This is a genomic window from Epilithonimonas lactis, assembly GCF_900110605.1.
Lineage (GTDB): Bacteria > Bacteroidota > Bacteroidia > Flavobacteriales > Weeksellaceae > Epilithonimonas > Epilithonimonas lactis.
This window is the reverse complement of the sequence record NZ_FOFI01000001.1, coordinates 181,309-197,996: the sequence shown is the minus strand read 5'-3', so window position 1 is coordinate 197,996 and position 16,688 is coordinate 181,309. Positions and strand designations below refer to the sequence as shown.

Below are 16,688 nucleotides of genomic sequence, written 5' to 3'. Positions count from 1 at the left end.
ATTAAATTTATTTTTTGATCACTTTGGTCATTTCGACTTTCCCTTCCACAACTGTTTTTACGAAATAAACACCTGAAGGAAGCTTATTAAGGTTGATGACATTAGAATGATCAGCTTCCGAGATCAATTGTCCTCCAACATTGTAAACTGAGATGTTGCTTACTTTTTTGTCAGAAGAAACTGTCAAAACATCATTTACAGGATTAGGATAAACTTGGATCTTTGATTTGTTGGCAGCGTCATTCACAGCCATTGTAACGACAGTGAATTCGTCTGCTCCGATATCTGGAGTTGTTTCGCTTCTTGTTGCTCCATCAATATCCGTTGGAACCTCTGTCAAAGCAACGCCTTTATTATCAATCGCTAAGTTTTCAGAAGTTTCTGTAATGTGAAGATCTGTATCAGAAACAAATTTTGGGAGCGCTCTGAGAGAATTGGCATTACTTCCGTAGGTCGTTTGCAGCTCAGTCATATTAGTTAAAATCGTAGGCGTTGTTGTGACCGATAGAATAGCCAGATTGCTGCTGCTGTAAAAAATATTATTGTCAAAATTAGAAAAGATGATCTTCGGGTCTGTGTTGGCAAATGTTGTACTGAAATATACTGATGCCGCATAAGCCGGTACAGAAGAATCTGCAAGATTCGTTACAAAAATATTATTTCTAAGGTCTATCGCGCCCGTTGCTGTAATACTGGCAATGCTAAGTGCAATCGGAAGACCTTTGCTTGTTCCGTCGTTTTGAGTTTCTGTCAAATAAACCGAATTATTGTAGATCTTATATCCAGTACCTGCGTTGATGAGAATTCCGCCCGTACTTCCAGAAAATGATGCTCCAAAACTCGAAACCTTTGAGATGAAGTTGTTACTCACCAAAGTATTGGAAGCCGTACCAGTATTCAAGGTGATGCCTTCTGCTCCCAGTCCTGTTGATGATCCTCCTTTTGTATTCAGAAGATTATTGATGGTATTTTGGCTAATGACCGTTCCAACCGTACTTCCACCCAAACTGATTCCAGTAACAGAACTATTGAGTCCGCTGCTGAAAAGGTTTGTAATTTTATTTCTAAGGATCTTGTTTGCCGAAGGTACATTTCCTGCTCCTGCATTGGTAAAGATCTGAATTCCTGTCGCGCTGCCTCCTGCCAAATTATTTACCCCAATATTATCAATGATATTATCGCTCACCGTGGAATTCATTGTATTGACAGCCAGCCAAATTCCTCTTTTTGATTCATTAACGGTAGTATCGAAGTTTCCAATTTTATTATTAGAGACCGTTACGCCATCTGTACCTCCCAAATAAATTCCTAATAATCTGTTGGAATTATCTCCACTTGTAGAGAGGTCATTCTTGTTGATCACAGATCCTGACCCATTTCCTACAGCGGAAACTGCAAGAAGATAGATCCCATTAAAAGATCGTTGGATCAAGTTGTTTTCGATATTGATATTTCTGAAATAGCCAGCTGTTGCTGCTCCTGCATTATTACTAACGACAATTCCATATCCTGAAGTTTTAACACCGTTGACCAGAGTCGTATTTTTAATCGTCACGTTGGTCAATGGATTTGCCACGTCAGATGAACCCATTGCAACAACCTGAGCTCCTGCTGCATTAGCATTAATGACAGTTAAATTCCTGCTATCTGTTCCGTTATTACTTCCATCGATAGTGACGTTGCTTCCAAGAATTCTGAAAACGGGACCAGTTGCAGCGCCAGTAATGGTTGCGGATACATTTGCAGCAGGTTTTAAAGATACCGATGTAAAGTTTGAAGTTCCTGTACTTCTACTAAGCGCTGCAGTAGCAGTTTCATTTGTATTGGCCGTAATTATTATGTTGATGACACCTTGATGCGTCCCTGCATTGATGGCATCAAAGGCACCTTTCACCGTAGTGTACGTTGCGGTTGCTGTTCCGGCAGTTGCTGCCACATCGACTTGTGCGAAAGCCGAAATACCCAGTAGAATGGATAGAATTGATAAAGATTTTTTCATATAAGTTAGTTAGATTGATAGTTAAAATTGGGCACTAAAAAACCGGCTATTGAAAAAATAGATATTGAACAATAGCCGATAAAATAATTATGGTCTTTTTTGAAGTCTGTTACTTCTTGATGACTTTAGAAGTTTCGGTTTTACCTTCTACATCGGTTTTCACCACATAAACACCTGCAGAAAGATTGCTCATATTCACCGTGTTTGCATTTTGAATCGTTTTCACCAATTGTCCTGCACCATTGTAAACAGAAATCGAGTTTACTTTTTTGTTAGAAGAAACCGTCAACACATCTTTCACAGGATTTGGATACAATTGTACTTTGTTGATGGATGCGTCATTGACAGCCAAAGCTTCTTTCACGGCTAACGTGTAATCTTCAATCTGTCCATTGTTGTAACTTCCACAAGCACCTGTTGGCCAGAACATTGCAAATGTAGAAGGTGAATTCACTTTCAGAAGTCTCAGTCTTGTATTTCCCAACACAGCATTCTCTGGCACTCTGATGGTAAGTTCTGCTGACATATCATCCATTCCAGTGCTTCCTTTTACAAAACCAATTCTGTAGATCTCGTTCTCATTATCCAGAGTCCCGTTTTGGTTCCAATCGATGAAAGCGGTGAAGGTGCTCACTTTCCAAGAACCTGCTGCATTACCTTTCACGGTCATTTTGTACTCTTTTCCTCTTTCTATATTTCCAACTTTGGACACGAAGTTTTCATAAGAACTTCCGGCATTTGGATCAGAATTATTAGCAAGGTCAGCAAATGTGACAGACGTGATCGGCTCAGAAGTGATTGCCGAAGCGCCACAATATGATGATGTGCTAGGATTATTTGGTAACACTCGTATTTTTGTGCTTCCCTTCAGACCTTCTCCAGACCAGTCATTATAGCTCAAGGTCCAGTTGCCTTCGATAGGCTCAAGAGGGATCATTCCTGCTGGAGCAAAAAGTCTGGAGTTGCTGTTTAATTCTATATCCAGCTCTCCGTTTCCGTCAGCGTACATTTCTTCATCTTTATTCAGCTCCCAAGCACCTGACGCCGGATTTCCGACATTGATCTTGACCTGTCCGTAAGGCACCAGATTTTTAACCTTGATCGTAGAACCAGAATCAAAATCCATCATCTTGAATTCTACAGGTGTTGCAGTTCCTGTAATGACACTTTTTGGATCCTTGATCACGGTGTAGTTTCCAGTTGCTGTCTTACCAGAAGCGTCTTCAACTTTCAAAGTGTAATATCCTAAAGGAGAAACATTGGTCCAGCCATTGAACTGGAAAGTGATATTTCCTGTAGCATCTGTAGTAGAAGATAAAGACCTCAAACCACCTTGAGGATCTACGGATGTAAACTTGATGGCAGAGTTGGCCGCGAAACCACTTCCTGTCACTTTGATCCCGTAAGCCCAATACCAATATTCCAGGATACTGTTTTCAGCAGCAGGATTATTAGGAACGGTTGTATCTATAGCAATGGTCTGTGCGGATAACATTCCAGATAAAAGTAGGGATGCAAAAAAAGCGTTTTTCAATTTCATATTCTTGATTTTAAATTATAATCAAATGTAACTACGAAATTGTTTAAAAGAAAACTTTTACTGTTTGGAATCAGCGAATTTACACGAATATAAACACTGAATTATACACCTCAAAGCATTGAATTACAAAACATTAAAGACACCAATAAATAAATTCTAAAATTTTACTGATTTTAGTCCATTAATCTTTTTTCTGATGTAAAATAAACTAAAGATGTTAAATAAAATTATCAAAACCGCAAATAAATAAAACAAATTTTGATTATTCTCAAATTCTGAATTTTGCGTTTCTATGTTTTTTCTGAGCAATTCGGAGAAAGATTTTTCCTCTACATTATCATTTGTCAGCAGATTTTTTTCCAGCTTTTGGTTGTAAAAAAAATATTGAGGAGCGTTATTTTGATTGAGATAATTTTGACTCAGCGCATCATAGACCTCGGTCAGAAGTCCAATATTTCCCGTCTTCCCAATTCTCTTCTCAGTCTCCAACAAGATCTGATTGGCCTTGATAAAATCCTTTTTGTTGTCATAGGTAATTGCCAAACCCACTTTCGCATAGTCAGAAACCTCAGCCATTTTGTAACGGTCAGATTCTTTGATGACCTCAAGGAAAAGTTGCTCCGCTTCATCCGCTTTACCAATATCTATCAAGGAATAACCTTTCTGGATCTTGGTGATATTTTTGTTGAGCAAACTACTTCGGTCATTATTTTTATTATACTCAAAGATCGCTTTATCAAAATAAGTGATCGCAAATGCGGGATCCAAATTATCCTTGTAGATCAAGGCCTTCACAAAATAAATATTTGCGCTCATCTGATCCAGAGAACCATCCTTCAGAAAATCGATGATCGTTTCTGCCCTGTTCAGATAATTGATGGCTTTCTTATTGAGTTTAAGGATATAATATTGATTACCGATGAATCCCAACGTATTGACCATCATCAGAGAATCCTGCGATTTCTGCGAAATATCCAAGGCTTCAAAACCTGACCTCAACGCCGCTGACGACAGATGTTTGACAGAATAGGCGCTACCTTTTGCGAGCAACAATTTGCTTTGCAACTTATCATCATCGATCTTGGGTTCCAGCTTTTTGACCATTACCAAAGCAGAATCCGGATCTACAAAAGCCATCCTATCAACTTCTGTGATTTGCTTCTCCAAGTTGGCTTCGGACTGTGAGAAACCAAACATTGAAAACATCAAAAACAAGAGGTACAAAACTTTCTTCATATCATTTGTTTTTAAGTTCATCTATAAACTGCGACGGGCTTTTCCCGGTCACATTCTTGAAGATCGTCGTGAAGGTCGTGCGCGATGCAAAGCCAGCCTCTTCTGCCAGATAACTGGTTTTATATTGCAGATATTCAGGGTTTTGAGTTAATTTTTCCACGATATAATTCACCCTGAGTTCATTCAGATAATTATTGAAGTTCTTGCCTTTGTGTTTGTTGATCACCTCGGACAAGTATTTGGAATTCGTATTCATCCGCTTTGCAAGAACGGATAATGACAGAGATGGATCTCTCACATCTTTGCTTTTTTCAAACGTTTCAAGATTTGCAAGTATTAGATTTTCCGTCTTTTCTGGAATCGTAAAGACGTGACTTGCCTGGAAATCTTTCAGCTGGTCGCTCAGTTTCCTTTCGTATTCTTTGGAAATATTCTCTTTTTCGTATTCCATCGTCGCAACATTCGTTCTGTTTTTTATGATGAAATAATAGATCAGACTGATGACCAAAGACAATGCAGCAATAGCAGCCAAAAGAAATAAAATTTTATTTTGAAATTCTTTCTGATTGTGGATCTTAGAATTTTCCTTCTGATCGATGAGGTTGATGATATTCACTCTCGCTTCCTGCTTGTCCGCAAGTGTCGATTTTAATATTTTAATATATTCTTTCCTTGAAGTAAAACAGTCGGCAGAATTACTACCACAAGCAGTTTTTGACCATTCTCGGTAAACATCGGCAAAAAAAACGCCATCATTGAATTGCGGAAATCGATTCTTTAAAGTAATAAGATCAGCTTCTTTAAAGTTCATATTCTTAACCTCAGATCTCAGATCGGCCAATTGTGCCAGAAACTGAAAGTAACTTTCGGAGCTTTGAAAATTGCTCGTTTTGTTATTTGCGACATTTAGTTTAATGACCTGTAAACGTGAACCATAAGCCGTATCCAAATCTGACTTACTATTAATTCTACTTTGAATTTCATTAAGACATTCTTTATACTTTCCTTGATGGTACAACTTCAAAATTTCCAGTTCTTTCTTCCAAAGCTCTACGCAGGATTTTTCTTCCTCTTTCTTCAAAGATCTGGAACGTGCATCGATAGCGTCAATAGCCTCTTGATACTCGTCAAGAAAACCAAGCTCTAGATAGAGCTTTCCAATCAGATACTCATTTTTAGCCTTGAGAAGATCATCATCAACATTGCCAGATATTCTGTCTGCAGAGATGAGCTTTATGACAGCGTCATTGTATTTTTTTAAATTAAAATAGATCTCGGACTGGAGAAGCAAGGCATTATAAACATCATCTGGCGTTCCAAAGCTCTGATTGGAAACGATGTACTGCGCCGTCTTGATCGCCTTTTCCGGATCACTGTACATCAAAGACCTGACATCCTTTGTCAGGTTTTGAGCATCATTGATCTGGGCATTCACATTCACTGCAAACACCAAAAATAACAGCAAAGAAAAAATTCTGAACAGCATTATTTGAAAAATCAAAGACAAGCATTAAAGATAAAAAATTCTTAGATCAATCCAATTTAAAAGATCAATTTAGATCAAAATAAGATCAGCCTTCCAACACCTTTCCAACAATCCTTTTTCGGTGCTGGATTCCCCAATCGGCGAGATTTTCTATCACTTTTTTTAAAGTGTAACCATACTCTGTCAGTTCATATTCAACACTGATCGGCTGGGTTTTCAGAACAGTTCTCTTTAGCAATTGATTGACTTCGAGATCTTTCAATTCGCTACTCAGCATTTTCGCCGATATGCCTTCAATTTCTTTTTGAAGGTCGGAGAACCTCATTTTATCATAGCACAGAGCGGCGATGATATGGATCTTCCAGCGGCCTTTCAAAACATCCATTGTATCTTGAACAGCCATCATATTGGTTTTACAACATTTTATTTTCATCATTTTATTTTTTTAATATCATATGATAAGAAATCACATTCCAATATTAGTTAACAATTTAATTATCAATCTTATAACTTTTTAGTAATGCTAACTTTTGGTAACTTCATTACAAAAATAAACTTTTCTTAATTAACTTTGTACTCTCAATTTAAAAAATCATTGACAATGAGCTTATTAGAAGATTTGAACTGGCGGTACGCAACAAAGAAAATGAACGGCGAACCAGTTCCTCAAGATAAAGTAGATTACATAATAGAAGCGGCAAGATTGGCGCCTTCATCATCTGGTCTGCAACCTTACAGATTATTCGTTATCACCAACAAAGAATTATTGGAAAAAATTCAGCCAATTGCTTACGGTCAAGCTCAGATTACAGATGGTTCACACCTTTTGGTTTGGGCAGCTTGGGACGGCTATTCTCACAACAGCATTTCTGAAGTTTTCGAAAAAACGACTGCAGAAAGAGGAATTCCAACCGAAACGATGGACGATTACAAAGCAAATCTTTGGGGATCATATGAACCACTCGGTACCGAATGGCACGCAACACACGCTGCAAAACAAGCTTACATCTCCTTCAGACTAGCAATTGCTGCTGCCGCTGAACAAAAAGTGGACGCAACACCAATGGAAGGTTTTAACAACCAAGCTCTTGACGAATTGTTAGGACTTGCAGAAAAAGGACTGAAAAGCGTTGTCCTGTTACCTTTAGGCTACAGAGACACAAGCGGAGATTGGCTGGTAAATCTGAAAAAATACAGAACACCAAACGACGAATTCATTGCAGAAATCAAATAAAAAAAAGCGGAAATTAATTCCGCTTTTTTTGTCTATTATCTTTTATCCAAAAGTCTATTCTCTAGAATTAATATCCTAAAAGTTTAAGGACATCTTCAGGTCTTTGCTCCTCACGGAAAAGCTCGTAAGTCAGATTCCCATCTTCGTCTTTATCAATCAAAATATGCTTTGGCTGAGGCATCAAACAATGGTGAACACCGCCGTATCCGCCAATCGTTTCCTGATAAGCGCCTGTATGGAAAAATCCGATGTACAAAGATTTTGTCTCATTGAAAACCGGAAGATAAATTGCATTCGTATGTTGCTCAGAATTGTAGTAATCATCTGAATCACAGGTTAATCCGCCCAGAAAAACCCTTTCGTAAGAATCTTCCCAACGGTTGAGTGGCAACATAATGAAGTGACGGGAAATCGCCCAAGTGTCCGGCAAAGTCGTCATAAAAGATGAATCAATCATATTCCATTTTTCTCTGTCGTTCTGACGTTTCTGAGAAATGATTTTATATAAATGTCCGCCACTTTCTCCAACGGTAAAACTTCCGAATTCCGTGTAGATATTTGGTTCTTCAACACCTTCTTCCTCACAGAATTTCTTGATTTGAGACACGATTTCATTGACCATATATTGATAGTCATAATCGAAATTAAGCGAAGTTTTGATTGGGAAACCACCACCAATATTCAATGAATCCACTTCCGGCGCAATTTTTTTCAATCTTGCATACACGCGGAGACATTTGTACAATTCGTTCCAATAATACGCCGTGTCCTTGATTCCGGTGTTGATGAAAAAGTGAAGCATTTTCAGTCTCGCATTCGGATGTTCAGCGATTTTCTGGCTGTAATATGGGATGATATCTTTGTATCCGATTCCTAATCTTGAGGTATAAAATTCGAACTTCGGTTCCTCTTCCGCCGCGATTCTGATTCCGATGTCGAAAGTTCTGTCGATGCTTTCTGTCAGCTTATCGAGCTCTCTGTAATTGTCAAGAATCGGCGTGATATTTTCGAAACCGCTGTTAATCAGGTCAGAGATTTTTGCTAAATAATCATCAGTTTTGAAACCGTTGCAGATCACTTCGATGTCTTTTGTTACTTTTCCTTTGTCATAAAGCGATTTCACGATGTCCATATCGTAAGCGGAAGACGTTTCCAGACTGATGTCATTCTTCAACGCTTCTTCCACAACGAAGGCAAAATGGCTGGACTTCGTGCAGTAGCAATATCTGTAGGTTTTTTGGTAATCGTTCTTTTCAAAAGCTTCTTTGAACCAGAATTTTGCCCTTTCAATATTCTGAGAAATCTTTGGTAAATAATTGAACTTCAAAGGAGTTCCGAATTTTTCCACAACTTCCATCAGGTTGATATCGTGGAATTTCAGATTATTCTCTTCTACATTGAATTCTTCTGTAGGAAAATAAAGCGTTTGGTCAATTAGTTCAGAATATTTTATTTTCATTTCCGGCTAAAAAAAGTTAATTGTTTTACGGTACAAAAATGATTAAAAAAACTGAATTTCTACGTTAATAATTCTATAAAAAATGATGACAAAAAACTTAATGAAAAATTGCTTGAAAATTTACATTATCGTAAAAATACAACCACTGAAGTTTTTTCAGATATTTAAATAAAACAGGTATTTTGAAATACATTAAGCTATTATTGTTAAATGCTATGTCTCTGATTTGCCAAGAATTGTAGTAATTCTACGACCGAAAAAATGAGTTTCCGGTTCTATCTTTGGTATATTCAAATCAGGAAATAAATTCATTATTAATATTTAAAATTTAGAAATCATGGCAAACAATTCACGAGCGATCCTAAAATTCAATGGTGGATCCGAACAAAAAATTCTTAAACTGAATTACGGCGTATCAAGAAACACAGATGTGTCAGGTCGAGTGGCATCCGATCCTTCTAATGCATTAATCAAAATTACTGTGGAAGCTACAGAAGATTCTGGTATTTTGGAAAGTTTACTGAATGGTAAATACAAACCAACCAGTGGTGAGGTAACATTTAACAAATCTCACGAAGAAGGAACATTGACTACATTGAAATGGGAAAATGGCTATGTGATACAGCACGAAGTAGATTATGATGCTCTGAATGAGGATAATATGTTTATCAGTTTTATCGTGAGTGCAGAGAAAATCGAGTACGGTAATTCTGCTTACGACGGAATCTGGCCGGGAGCAAAATAGCCCCTTGGATATTTACTATTCTAAAAAAAACTGCAATTAATACTAAATCCTGATGAATGTACTGAAAAGTAATTGCGTCAGGATTTTCTCTTAAAAGCAGGTTCGGAATTGCAAAATTTGCATAAAAATTGCTACTTACTTACAGAGTAAAGCCAACATTCCCAAGTTACTTGTCTAAATCACAAAAACAGAAGTTATGTTTCAAGATTCAAAAAACCTCAATACCGCAAGCCAATCGTCGACTACAGCTGACCAGGAAGATGGCTCTATGCAAAATGATGAGCTTTTGAAAAAGCAGCCAACGTCAAAGATTTACAATTCCAATGCAATAGACGTGCATCAAATTTTTGGAATCAACCGAGTTGTGGGACTCAAAATTATTGTCGAGGGAACAGTCATCAATCATTACAATCATTTTTCTCTGAATCAAAGTGCTTGCAAACACCATTCTTTTGAGCTCAAACTGCCACACGATGCTTTAGAAAAATCGGAAAATCATGAACTGAATGAAGCTCAAAATTTTCTTGGGAAGAGACTTACGGTCGTTTTCAGTTATAAAGGTATGCCTGATGGACCCGAAAGAACATTTGTTGGAGTCATCCTAAGTGTGGAATACGAACAGGAAGAAGGAAATTTAGGGATCATCGTACTTTCCGGATACAGTCCTACGATTCTTTTGGATGCTGCACCACACACGCAAAGCTTTGGAGGTTCATCTTCCGTAAGCCTGAGCACGATTGCCGATGCCATTATAAAAGAAGCGCTCAACAACAATTATGACTTCCGTATCGATTGCGGTTATGTGAAAAACATCAGCTACTCATCTCAATACAATGAAACGCATTACAATTATCTTGCTAGAATGGCGGAGGCATACGGCGAACAGTTCTTTTATGATGGTGAAGTGTTGCATTTCGGAACATTACCGCCACCAGAAAATCCGCTTCGTTTGATCTATAAAAGCAACATCTCAGATGTAAAATTAAAAATGAAAGCGACGCATGTCAATCCTACATTTTATGGCTACAACAGTAGTAAAAACGAAAAATTGACCACAGGCAAATCTACTGTAAAACATGTTTCGGATATTGCAAACCGAGCGCAACAGATTGCAGAAAAAACCTTTACCACACCATCACTCCGCATAGCACCCATAAGATCATCAACTTCTATGGATATCGCTGCTTCACAAAAAGGAGCAGCAGGCAGCAAAGTTGCAGAAGTTTTTGTAACGTCAGGAAAAACATCAATCCCTTTTCTTTATCCCGGCTGTACAGCAGAAATTAATATGAGAAAGAAAGACAGCAGTCAAACATCTTACTTTACGAAGTTGATCGTTACAGAAACCCAACACGAGGTAGATGGTAAGGGAAACTACCAAGGAACTTTTGAAGCAGTTGCTGCAGACAGTGGATTTTTGCCTCGTCCAGAATTTGAATATCCAAATGCAGAAACTCAAATGGCGACCGTAATTTCCAATACAGATCCTCAAAATCAGGGCAGGGTTCAAGTGCGCTTTGACTGGCATATGCACGACACTACGGACTTTATCCGTGTGATGACACCAGATGCCGGAAGCAGTGATAAAGTAAGTAAAAACAGAGGATTCATGGCTATTCCTGAGGTTGGCGATCAGGTAATGGTCGATTTTATACACAATCATCCGGATCGTCCTTTTGTTATGGGAGGACTGTTCCATGGTAAAGTTGCTGGTGGAGGTGGAAACGGGAACAATATTAAAAGCATTAGCAGTAAAAGTGGGAACATTATCCAATTTAATGATGTCTGCGGAATTGAAATCAAAGACAGAAACGGTAACTACGTCACCCTGAGCGGTACTGGCGATGTGACTACCTCAGTTAGCAATAATGCAACAGAAAATGTTGGCGTAATGCATTCCATCAAGGTAGGAAGCAAAGAAGACGGAGGCTCTAACGCTGTACTAAAACTTGATAACGAAGGTAATGTAAGTATCACCTGTGACAAAGAAATAACTTTTAAGACCGGAGACAGCTCTATCACGATGAAGTCCGATGGCACTATAGATATTTTAGGAAAAAAAATAAATATTATTGGCGAAGAATCGCATTTTGGAGGAACAGCTTTGGCTACAGTAGGATCCAGTGGCGAAGGAAGTGTGGAGATAACGGGAGGAAAAGATGTTACCATAAAAGCAACAAAAGTAGATATCAACTAGCATGGAACATAAAAGATACGCCATAAAGAAGGATGACACTTTGGAATCTATTGCGCTAGAGCATAAGATAGATGTTGAAGATCTGTTGAATTTTCATAATGCCAATGCCTCTATAACACAGCAATTTTTTGGTAGTACAATTCCAATTCATATTAATGAAATAATATTACCAGTACATTCTGAAAAGAAGAGCCAAAACTTATCAGACACCATCAACTTTGAGCAAAAAGCAAGATATAGATGTGAGCAGATCAATACTTCAAAAGTTGATGGAAAAACTGTTCATTTTGTAGAACAAAAATTTCAGTATTTATTACTACAATCTCTTGAAAACAGAATTGCCCATGTCAAATTGGAAGAGCATTTATACAATTTCAATCCCGCAGTTCTGAATCTGTCATTCGAATTTATATCAAAAACAGAATTTATTAAGAATAATGTTCTGTGCAGTCTATCAGAATCAAACGGACGTGTGCAGGAAGTATTGAACAAAAATGAAATACAATCTGAATGGGAAAAATTTCGAGATGAAGATTTTGAAAAATCCAAATTCATCCAAAAACTACAGCAGACCAATACAAAAGCTGTTGAGGACCTCAAAGGTTTAGGAGACAAGCAATTTTCTGTTGATTATAAACTGGCAGAGGAAGAATACAGACGAAACCTCTTTTACTTCTGTTGCTTTGATTCCTTTTTAGTAAAAAAAACTGAAAACATTCTGCCCGAAGATTTTCCTTTTATGTCTACTATTGTCCCGCCAGTTATTGTACCATTAGAGTTTAAATATGACAAAATATCAGAAGAGAATGGTATTCTTAAACTTAGAAAAGTAGGAACTGTAAAATTAAACCCAGAATTAGTTTCTGAAATAGAGAAAAAATATGATGAAATTCACAAGCCCAATATCAAATACAGTTTCACAGAATACAAACTGGAATTCCGCACAAGGATAGAGTACAATACCGAAGAAAAAATAATAGAAACTGCAGACGTTTTTATTATGGAACAAATTGCAGATAATATTGACAATACCTGTGAGTTTCATCTCAAAAAATTAGAGAATTATGTTCCATCAGAAGATGAAAAATATGAAAGAGCGCAAATTTGAATTTTACGGTGTTGATTCTAAAACAGAATTGTCCATAGCACTCATCGCAGGCCTAGCACTCATTGTCGTCTGGTTTGGTCTATTGCTGTTTTATTATGAATATTTCCAGTTAGATTCTATAGTACGTATTTCCAAAAGATTTTTTTTCCTATGTCTCCTCATTGGCTTTTCTGTCTCTGTCTTATTCATAAAGGTCTTGAGTCATAGGTATAAAAATCTTTGGACCATCATAGCTCTTGAAGATCATTTGACAATCACTTTCAAAAATGAAAAATGGAGATTGGAAAAAAGGGATATCCAGAAGATAAGCTATCTAGGCAATGAAAATTTTCGCTATTTATCTTTTTTTACCAATGAGCAAAAAATTAAAATAAGGGTAGGAACAAATTTTTTAACTCCATTTTCAACAAAAGAGGATTTGCGATTAACAGATGAATTCGTAGAATTTATTTCTCCTTTTTTGAAAAATAATTTTGATAATAAAGTCAAAAAAGCGATTCATTTTGAAAACCAAGGCATTTATTTAAAAAATATTAAATGAAAGAATATAATTTCAAAGGTTTAGACAATAGGCAAATATAAAATCAGGAATTGTAGTAGCAATTATAATTACAGTGCCATTTGGCCACACTTTTTTAATGAGAAAATAAAAACCTGTTTTTCAGCTATTTTTTCATTCAGTGCTGAATTTCTATTATTAGTAAAACCTTTTTCAAATCAAACAGATACCTATAATCAAGGATATAGAATCATTAATTTATCAAAAAACAATTAATTATGGGAAGTTATTTGCCGGATAAAGTATACACTGTTTGTATGAACCAACTCGGTACAGAATACAAACAGCTCACAATTGACAATGAAATGAGACCTAAAGCTAATCAAACCGTAAAATTAGGTTCGCAAAATAGAGTTTTTCTGGTCGTTTTAGATAAAAAATTGACAGCTGATTTTAAATGTAAAAGTGGGTGGAGTTCCGGTGCAGGAACTGTTGCATTCGGCGCAGGTATCGCAGTGGGAATGGCAGCTACAGTAGGTGTGGGAATTGCAGCAGGACTTACAGTAGCTGCAGCAGTTGCAGTGATCCCTGTCGCAGGATGGATTGTGGGTGGTGCTATCGCTATCGGCTGTTTGATTTGGGGAGCTGTACAAATGATGCAAAGTCCAACTTGCTCCGAAATGATTGGTTATGAAGAAAGTAAATGGGTAATGCATCACCAAACAGTGAGATTTGATAGTCAAAACGTCTCTATCAAAGAGAAACATTTGGCATTGGTGAAAAATTCAAAATTAGTTTGTAAAGAGCCGGGAGGCGTATTATTACCTTTTATCAGCGAAACTTTGGCCGCACAAGCCGCAAAAGCTATTGGAGAAAACAATCAGACTGAGATGAAATGGGGTGTTGCAGCGGGTTTCATAAGTGGTTTTATGTTGGGAAATGGTTTCGGATGGGGTGCTTTGGGTCAATATGTTGTTTGGATGGGAATCGGACATTACGCTTTGAATCCAGCCGCTAATTGGTTTGGAGATACTACCGGCGCTGCACTTGGAAATGAAACTTACGACGAAATAAAAGAAAATGCATATCAGGATCCTGAATGGTGGGAAGATCCGACGGAAAATGCGGCAACAATTAATCCTAATGATGAGTATAATGCACCAGACGACATTAATGATATCAAAAATCTGACGGACATTAGAGACAATCTTATCAAAAACAAAGGTAATGCTAATCACATTGCACAAATCAACGCAGCGCTGGAAAGAGCAAACGCAAACGGAGGCTCGCTGTCAGCAAGAAACAATCCCGAAATGAAGGCTGTCTTGGCAAAAATAAAAGCCGGAGAATTTGGTGAAGAAGTGCGGCGGATCTACACCAACTCGAGAGGTACAATGGGCGGGATGAACACCACAGCAAATGCACAGGAAGCCATAGATTCCAAACAGAGTAACATCCGAGCCAACAACAGAGCAAATTTGGCGACGGGTGCGAAAGCTATCGGAGGTGCAATCCAAATCCTGCAACCGTTCGTGTGCGCATATTATGGCGAAAGAGCAGTCAGATTAGCGGCAGAGATATTTGATCAGGACGCAACAAATTCAGTTTCTGTGATTTCGAAAGATTATTAGGTTATATCAATCGCCTAGCAGGAAAAATTCAGATTTAATATTTCACCTAAAACTACTTCGCAAGCAATCGCCTAGCAGGAAAAATTCAGATTTAATATTTCACCTAAAACTACTTCGCAAGTGTATCTTGTTCGAAAAAATTAAATACCTACAAAAATCAGCAAATCACCTTCTTTATATTTAATGGAAACTTCCTGATTCTCTGCAATATTCCTCGTTCCAATTCTTTCACCAAGAATCAAATCTTCTTTGTACAAAGGCCATTTCAACCCTTTAGTTTCAATATTTTTGGCAATTGGAAAAGGCATTAATGAAATCATTTTGTCCTTCACATCAGAAATCGTGAATTCTTTTGGAATAAAATAATAGGACGAATAATTATCAAAAAATCTAAGATTCACTTTATCTTTAAGGAAAAAAGCAACGCTCAAGTTTCCTAAGAAGTGGTCTTGTTCTCCTCCACTCGCGCCGTAAACATCGATATTATCAAAGCCTTTTTCAAGAATAATTTCTATTGCTTTGTGGAAATCAGTTTTATTTTGGTCTGGCGTTTCGATAATTTCAAAACCGTGAATTTTAGATTGAAGAATTTCCTCGTCATTTGAATGAGAATCAAAATCGCCGGAAATAAAATCCAGTTTTTCCAAAGGAAAATTTAATTCTTTTAAATAATGAAATGCGCCGTCTGTACAAGCAATCAACTCATAATCTTCCAGATTTGGAAATTCTTTTGGTGGTTCTCCGTTGACGAAAAGAAGTGCCTTTCTCATTAATGAATCTTATTTTCTAATCTAACTTCTAACATCTCATTTCTAACTTCTATCATTAGGATTCCAATATTCCTCCGGCTCATTATTCAATTTCGAAACATATCTCGCCAAAACAAAAAGATAATCCGACAAACGATTGAGATATTTGATTAATTCCGCTCGCACTTCTTCGGACTGATTCAGGAAAACCAAACTGCGCTCTGCACGTCTGCAAACCGTTCGCGCCACGTGAAGAAACGTCGATGCTTTTCCTCCGCCAGGCAAAATAAAATATTGCAAAGGCTCCACTTTCTCTTCCATCGCATCCATCCAGGTTTCCAATTCTTCGATTTCTTTATCCGAAATTACCAACGGCAATCTGGCTTTTCCATTAGCCAAAAATAATTTATCAATCGGTGTTGAAGCCTCAGAACCGACCGTAAACAAATCGAACTGAATTTTTTTGAGTTGATTAATGACATCTTCATCATCAATATGAGATTTTGCAACGCCAATGTTCGCATTCAGTTCATCGATGTTGCCGTAAGATTCCACTCTTGCGCTGGCTTTGGAGATCCTGCTTCCGCCGTAAAGTCCGGTTTCACCTTTGTCGCCGGTTTTTGTATATATTTTCATTCTGAAATATTATTGGATAAAATTAATCTTTTTATTTTTTAACAACATAGGCACAATAGAATTTTAAAACAATTTTTTCTAAAAGTTCAAATAGCTATGTAAACTTAATTCTGCTAAGCATTTTCTATTTGTCTATGTGGTTTTTAAATTAATTCTTAAATTGTACAAA

14 protein-coding genes are annotated in these 16,688 nt (G+C 37.3%); 6 read left to right on the top strand and 8 right to left on the bottom strand.

What is annotated here, in order from left to right:
* Window positions 1-7: 7 nt before the first annotated feature.
* The 5 genes from BMW39_RS00930 to BMW39_RS00910 all read right to left on the bottom strand — a co-directional run bounded on the left by BMW39_RS00930 (window position 8) and on the right by BMW39_RS00910 (window position 6,697).
* Window positions 8-1,999, bottom strand: coding sequence for a beta strand repeat-containing protein (locus BMW39_RS00930; RefSeq protein WP_034976486.1), 1,992 nt, complete (start codon window positions 1,997-1,999; stop codon window positions 8-10).
* A gap of 109 nt (window positions 2,000-2,108) precedes the next feature.
* Window positions 2,109-3,539, bottom strand: coding sequence for a GEVED domain-containing protein (locus tag BMW39_RS00925; protein WP_034976483.1), 1,431 nt, complete (start codon window positions 3,537-3,539; stop codon window positions 2,109-2,111).
* Window positions 3,540-3,695: 156 nt separating this feature from the next.
* Window positions 3,696-4,775 carry a tetratricopeptide repeat protein gene (locus tag BMW39_RS00920; RefSeq protein ID WP_131474330.1) on the bottom strand — a complete coding sequence of 360 codons (1,080 nt, stop codon included), beginning with the start codon at window positions 4,773-4,775 and terminating at the stop codon, window positions 3,696-3,698.
* A gap of 1 nt (window position 4,776) precedes the next feature.
* A complete protein-coding gene (locus BMW39_RS00915) occupies window positions 4,777-6,261 on the bottom strand; it encodes a helix-turn-helix domain-containing protein (protein WP_034976479.1) in 1,485 nt (494 codons plus the stop codon).
* 85 nt (window positions 6,262-6,346) lie between these two features.
* Window positions 6,347-6,697, bottom strand: coding sequence for a winged helix-turn-helix transcriptional regulator (locus BMW39_RS00910; RefSeq protein ID WP_034976477.1), 351 nt, complete (start codon window positions 6,695-6,697; stop codon window positions 6,347-6,349).
* A gap of 165 nt (window positions 6,698-6,862) precedes the next feature.
* Here BMW39_RS00910 and BMW39_RS00905 point away from each other — a divergent pair, with 165 nt between their 5' ends.
* Window positions 6,863-7,495, top strand: a complete 633-nt coding sequence (locus tag BMW39_RS00905; RefSeq protein ID WP_034976475.1) for a nitroreductase family protein — start codon at window positions 6,863-6,865, stop codon at window positions 7,493-7,495.
* A gap of 67 nt (window positions 7,496-7,562) precedes the next feature.
* Here the strand turns inward: BMW39_RS00905 and BMW39_RS00900 are convergent, their stop codons facing one another.
* On the bottom strand, window positions 7,563-8,954 hold the full coding sequence (locus BMW39_RS00900; RefSeq protein WP_034976473.1) for a type III PLP-dependent enzyme domain-containing protein: 1,392 nt from the start codon (window positions 8,952-8,954) through the stop codon (window positions 7,563-7,565).
* 337 nt (window positions 8,955-9,291) lie between these two features.
* Between BMW39_RS00900 and tssD the strand changes: the two genes are divergently transcribed.
* The 5 genes from tssD (at window position 9,292) to BMW39_RS00875 (ending at window position 15,134) form a co-directional block, all read left to right on the top strand.
* The gene (gene tssD, locus BMW39_RS00895) at window positions 9,292-9,699 is read left to right on the top strand and encodes a type VI secretion system tube protein TssD (RefSeq protein ID WP_034976471.1); all 408 of its coding nucleotides are present in this window, start codon (window positions 9,292-9,294) and stop codon (window positions 9,697-9,699) included.
* 196 nt (window positions 9,700-9,895) lie between these two features.
* Window positions 9,896-11,896, top strand: coding sequence for a type VI secretion system Vgr family protein (locus BMW39_RS00890; RefSeq protein ID WP_245750433.1), 2,001 nt, complete (start codon window positions 9,896-9,898; stop codon window positions 11,894-11,896).
* Between the two features lies 1 nt (window position 11,897).
* Window positions 11,898-13,004: a LysM peptidoglycan-binding domain-containing protein gene (locus tag BMW39_RS00885; RefSeq protein WP_034976469.1), complete on the top strand. Its 1,107-nt coding sequence runs from the start codon at window positions 11,898-11,900 to the stop codon at window positions 13,002-13,004.
* On the top strand, window positions 12,985-13,545 hold the full coding sequence (locus BMW39_RS00880; RefSeq protein WP_131474329.1) for a hypothetical protein: 561 nt from the start codon (window positions 12,985-12,987) through the stop codon (window positions 13,543-13,545). Before BMW39_RS00885 ends, BMW39_RS00880 begins: the two co-directional genes overlap by 20 nt.
* Window positions 13,546-13,781: 236 nt before the next feature.
* Window positions 13,782-15,134 carry a hypothetical protein gene (locus BMW39_RS00875; protein ID WP_131474328.1) on the top strand — a complete coding sequence of 451 codons (1,353 nt, stop codon included), beginning with the start codon at window positions 13,782-13,784 and terminating at the stop codon, window positions 15,132-15,134.
* 140 nt (window positions 15,135-15,274) lie between these two features.
* Here BMW39_RS00875 and BMW39_RS00870 read toward each other — a convergent pair whose 3' ends face one another.
* Entirely contained in the window at window positions 15,275-15,904 is a 630-nt protein-coding gene (locus BMW39_RS00870) for a thiamine diphosphokinase (RefSeq protein ID WP_034976463.1), read from the bottom strand.
* 42 nt (window positions 15,905-15,946) lie between these two features.
* Window positions 15,947-16,519 (bottom strand): cob(I)yrinic acid a,c-diamide adenosyltransferase, encoded by a 573-nt coding sequence (locus BMW39_RS00865; protein ID WP_034976461.1) that lies wholly within the window; start codon window positions 16,517-16,519, stop codon window positions 15,947-15,949.
* Between the last annotated feature and the right edge of the window lie 169 nt (window positions 16,520-16,688).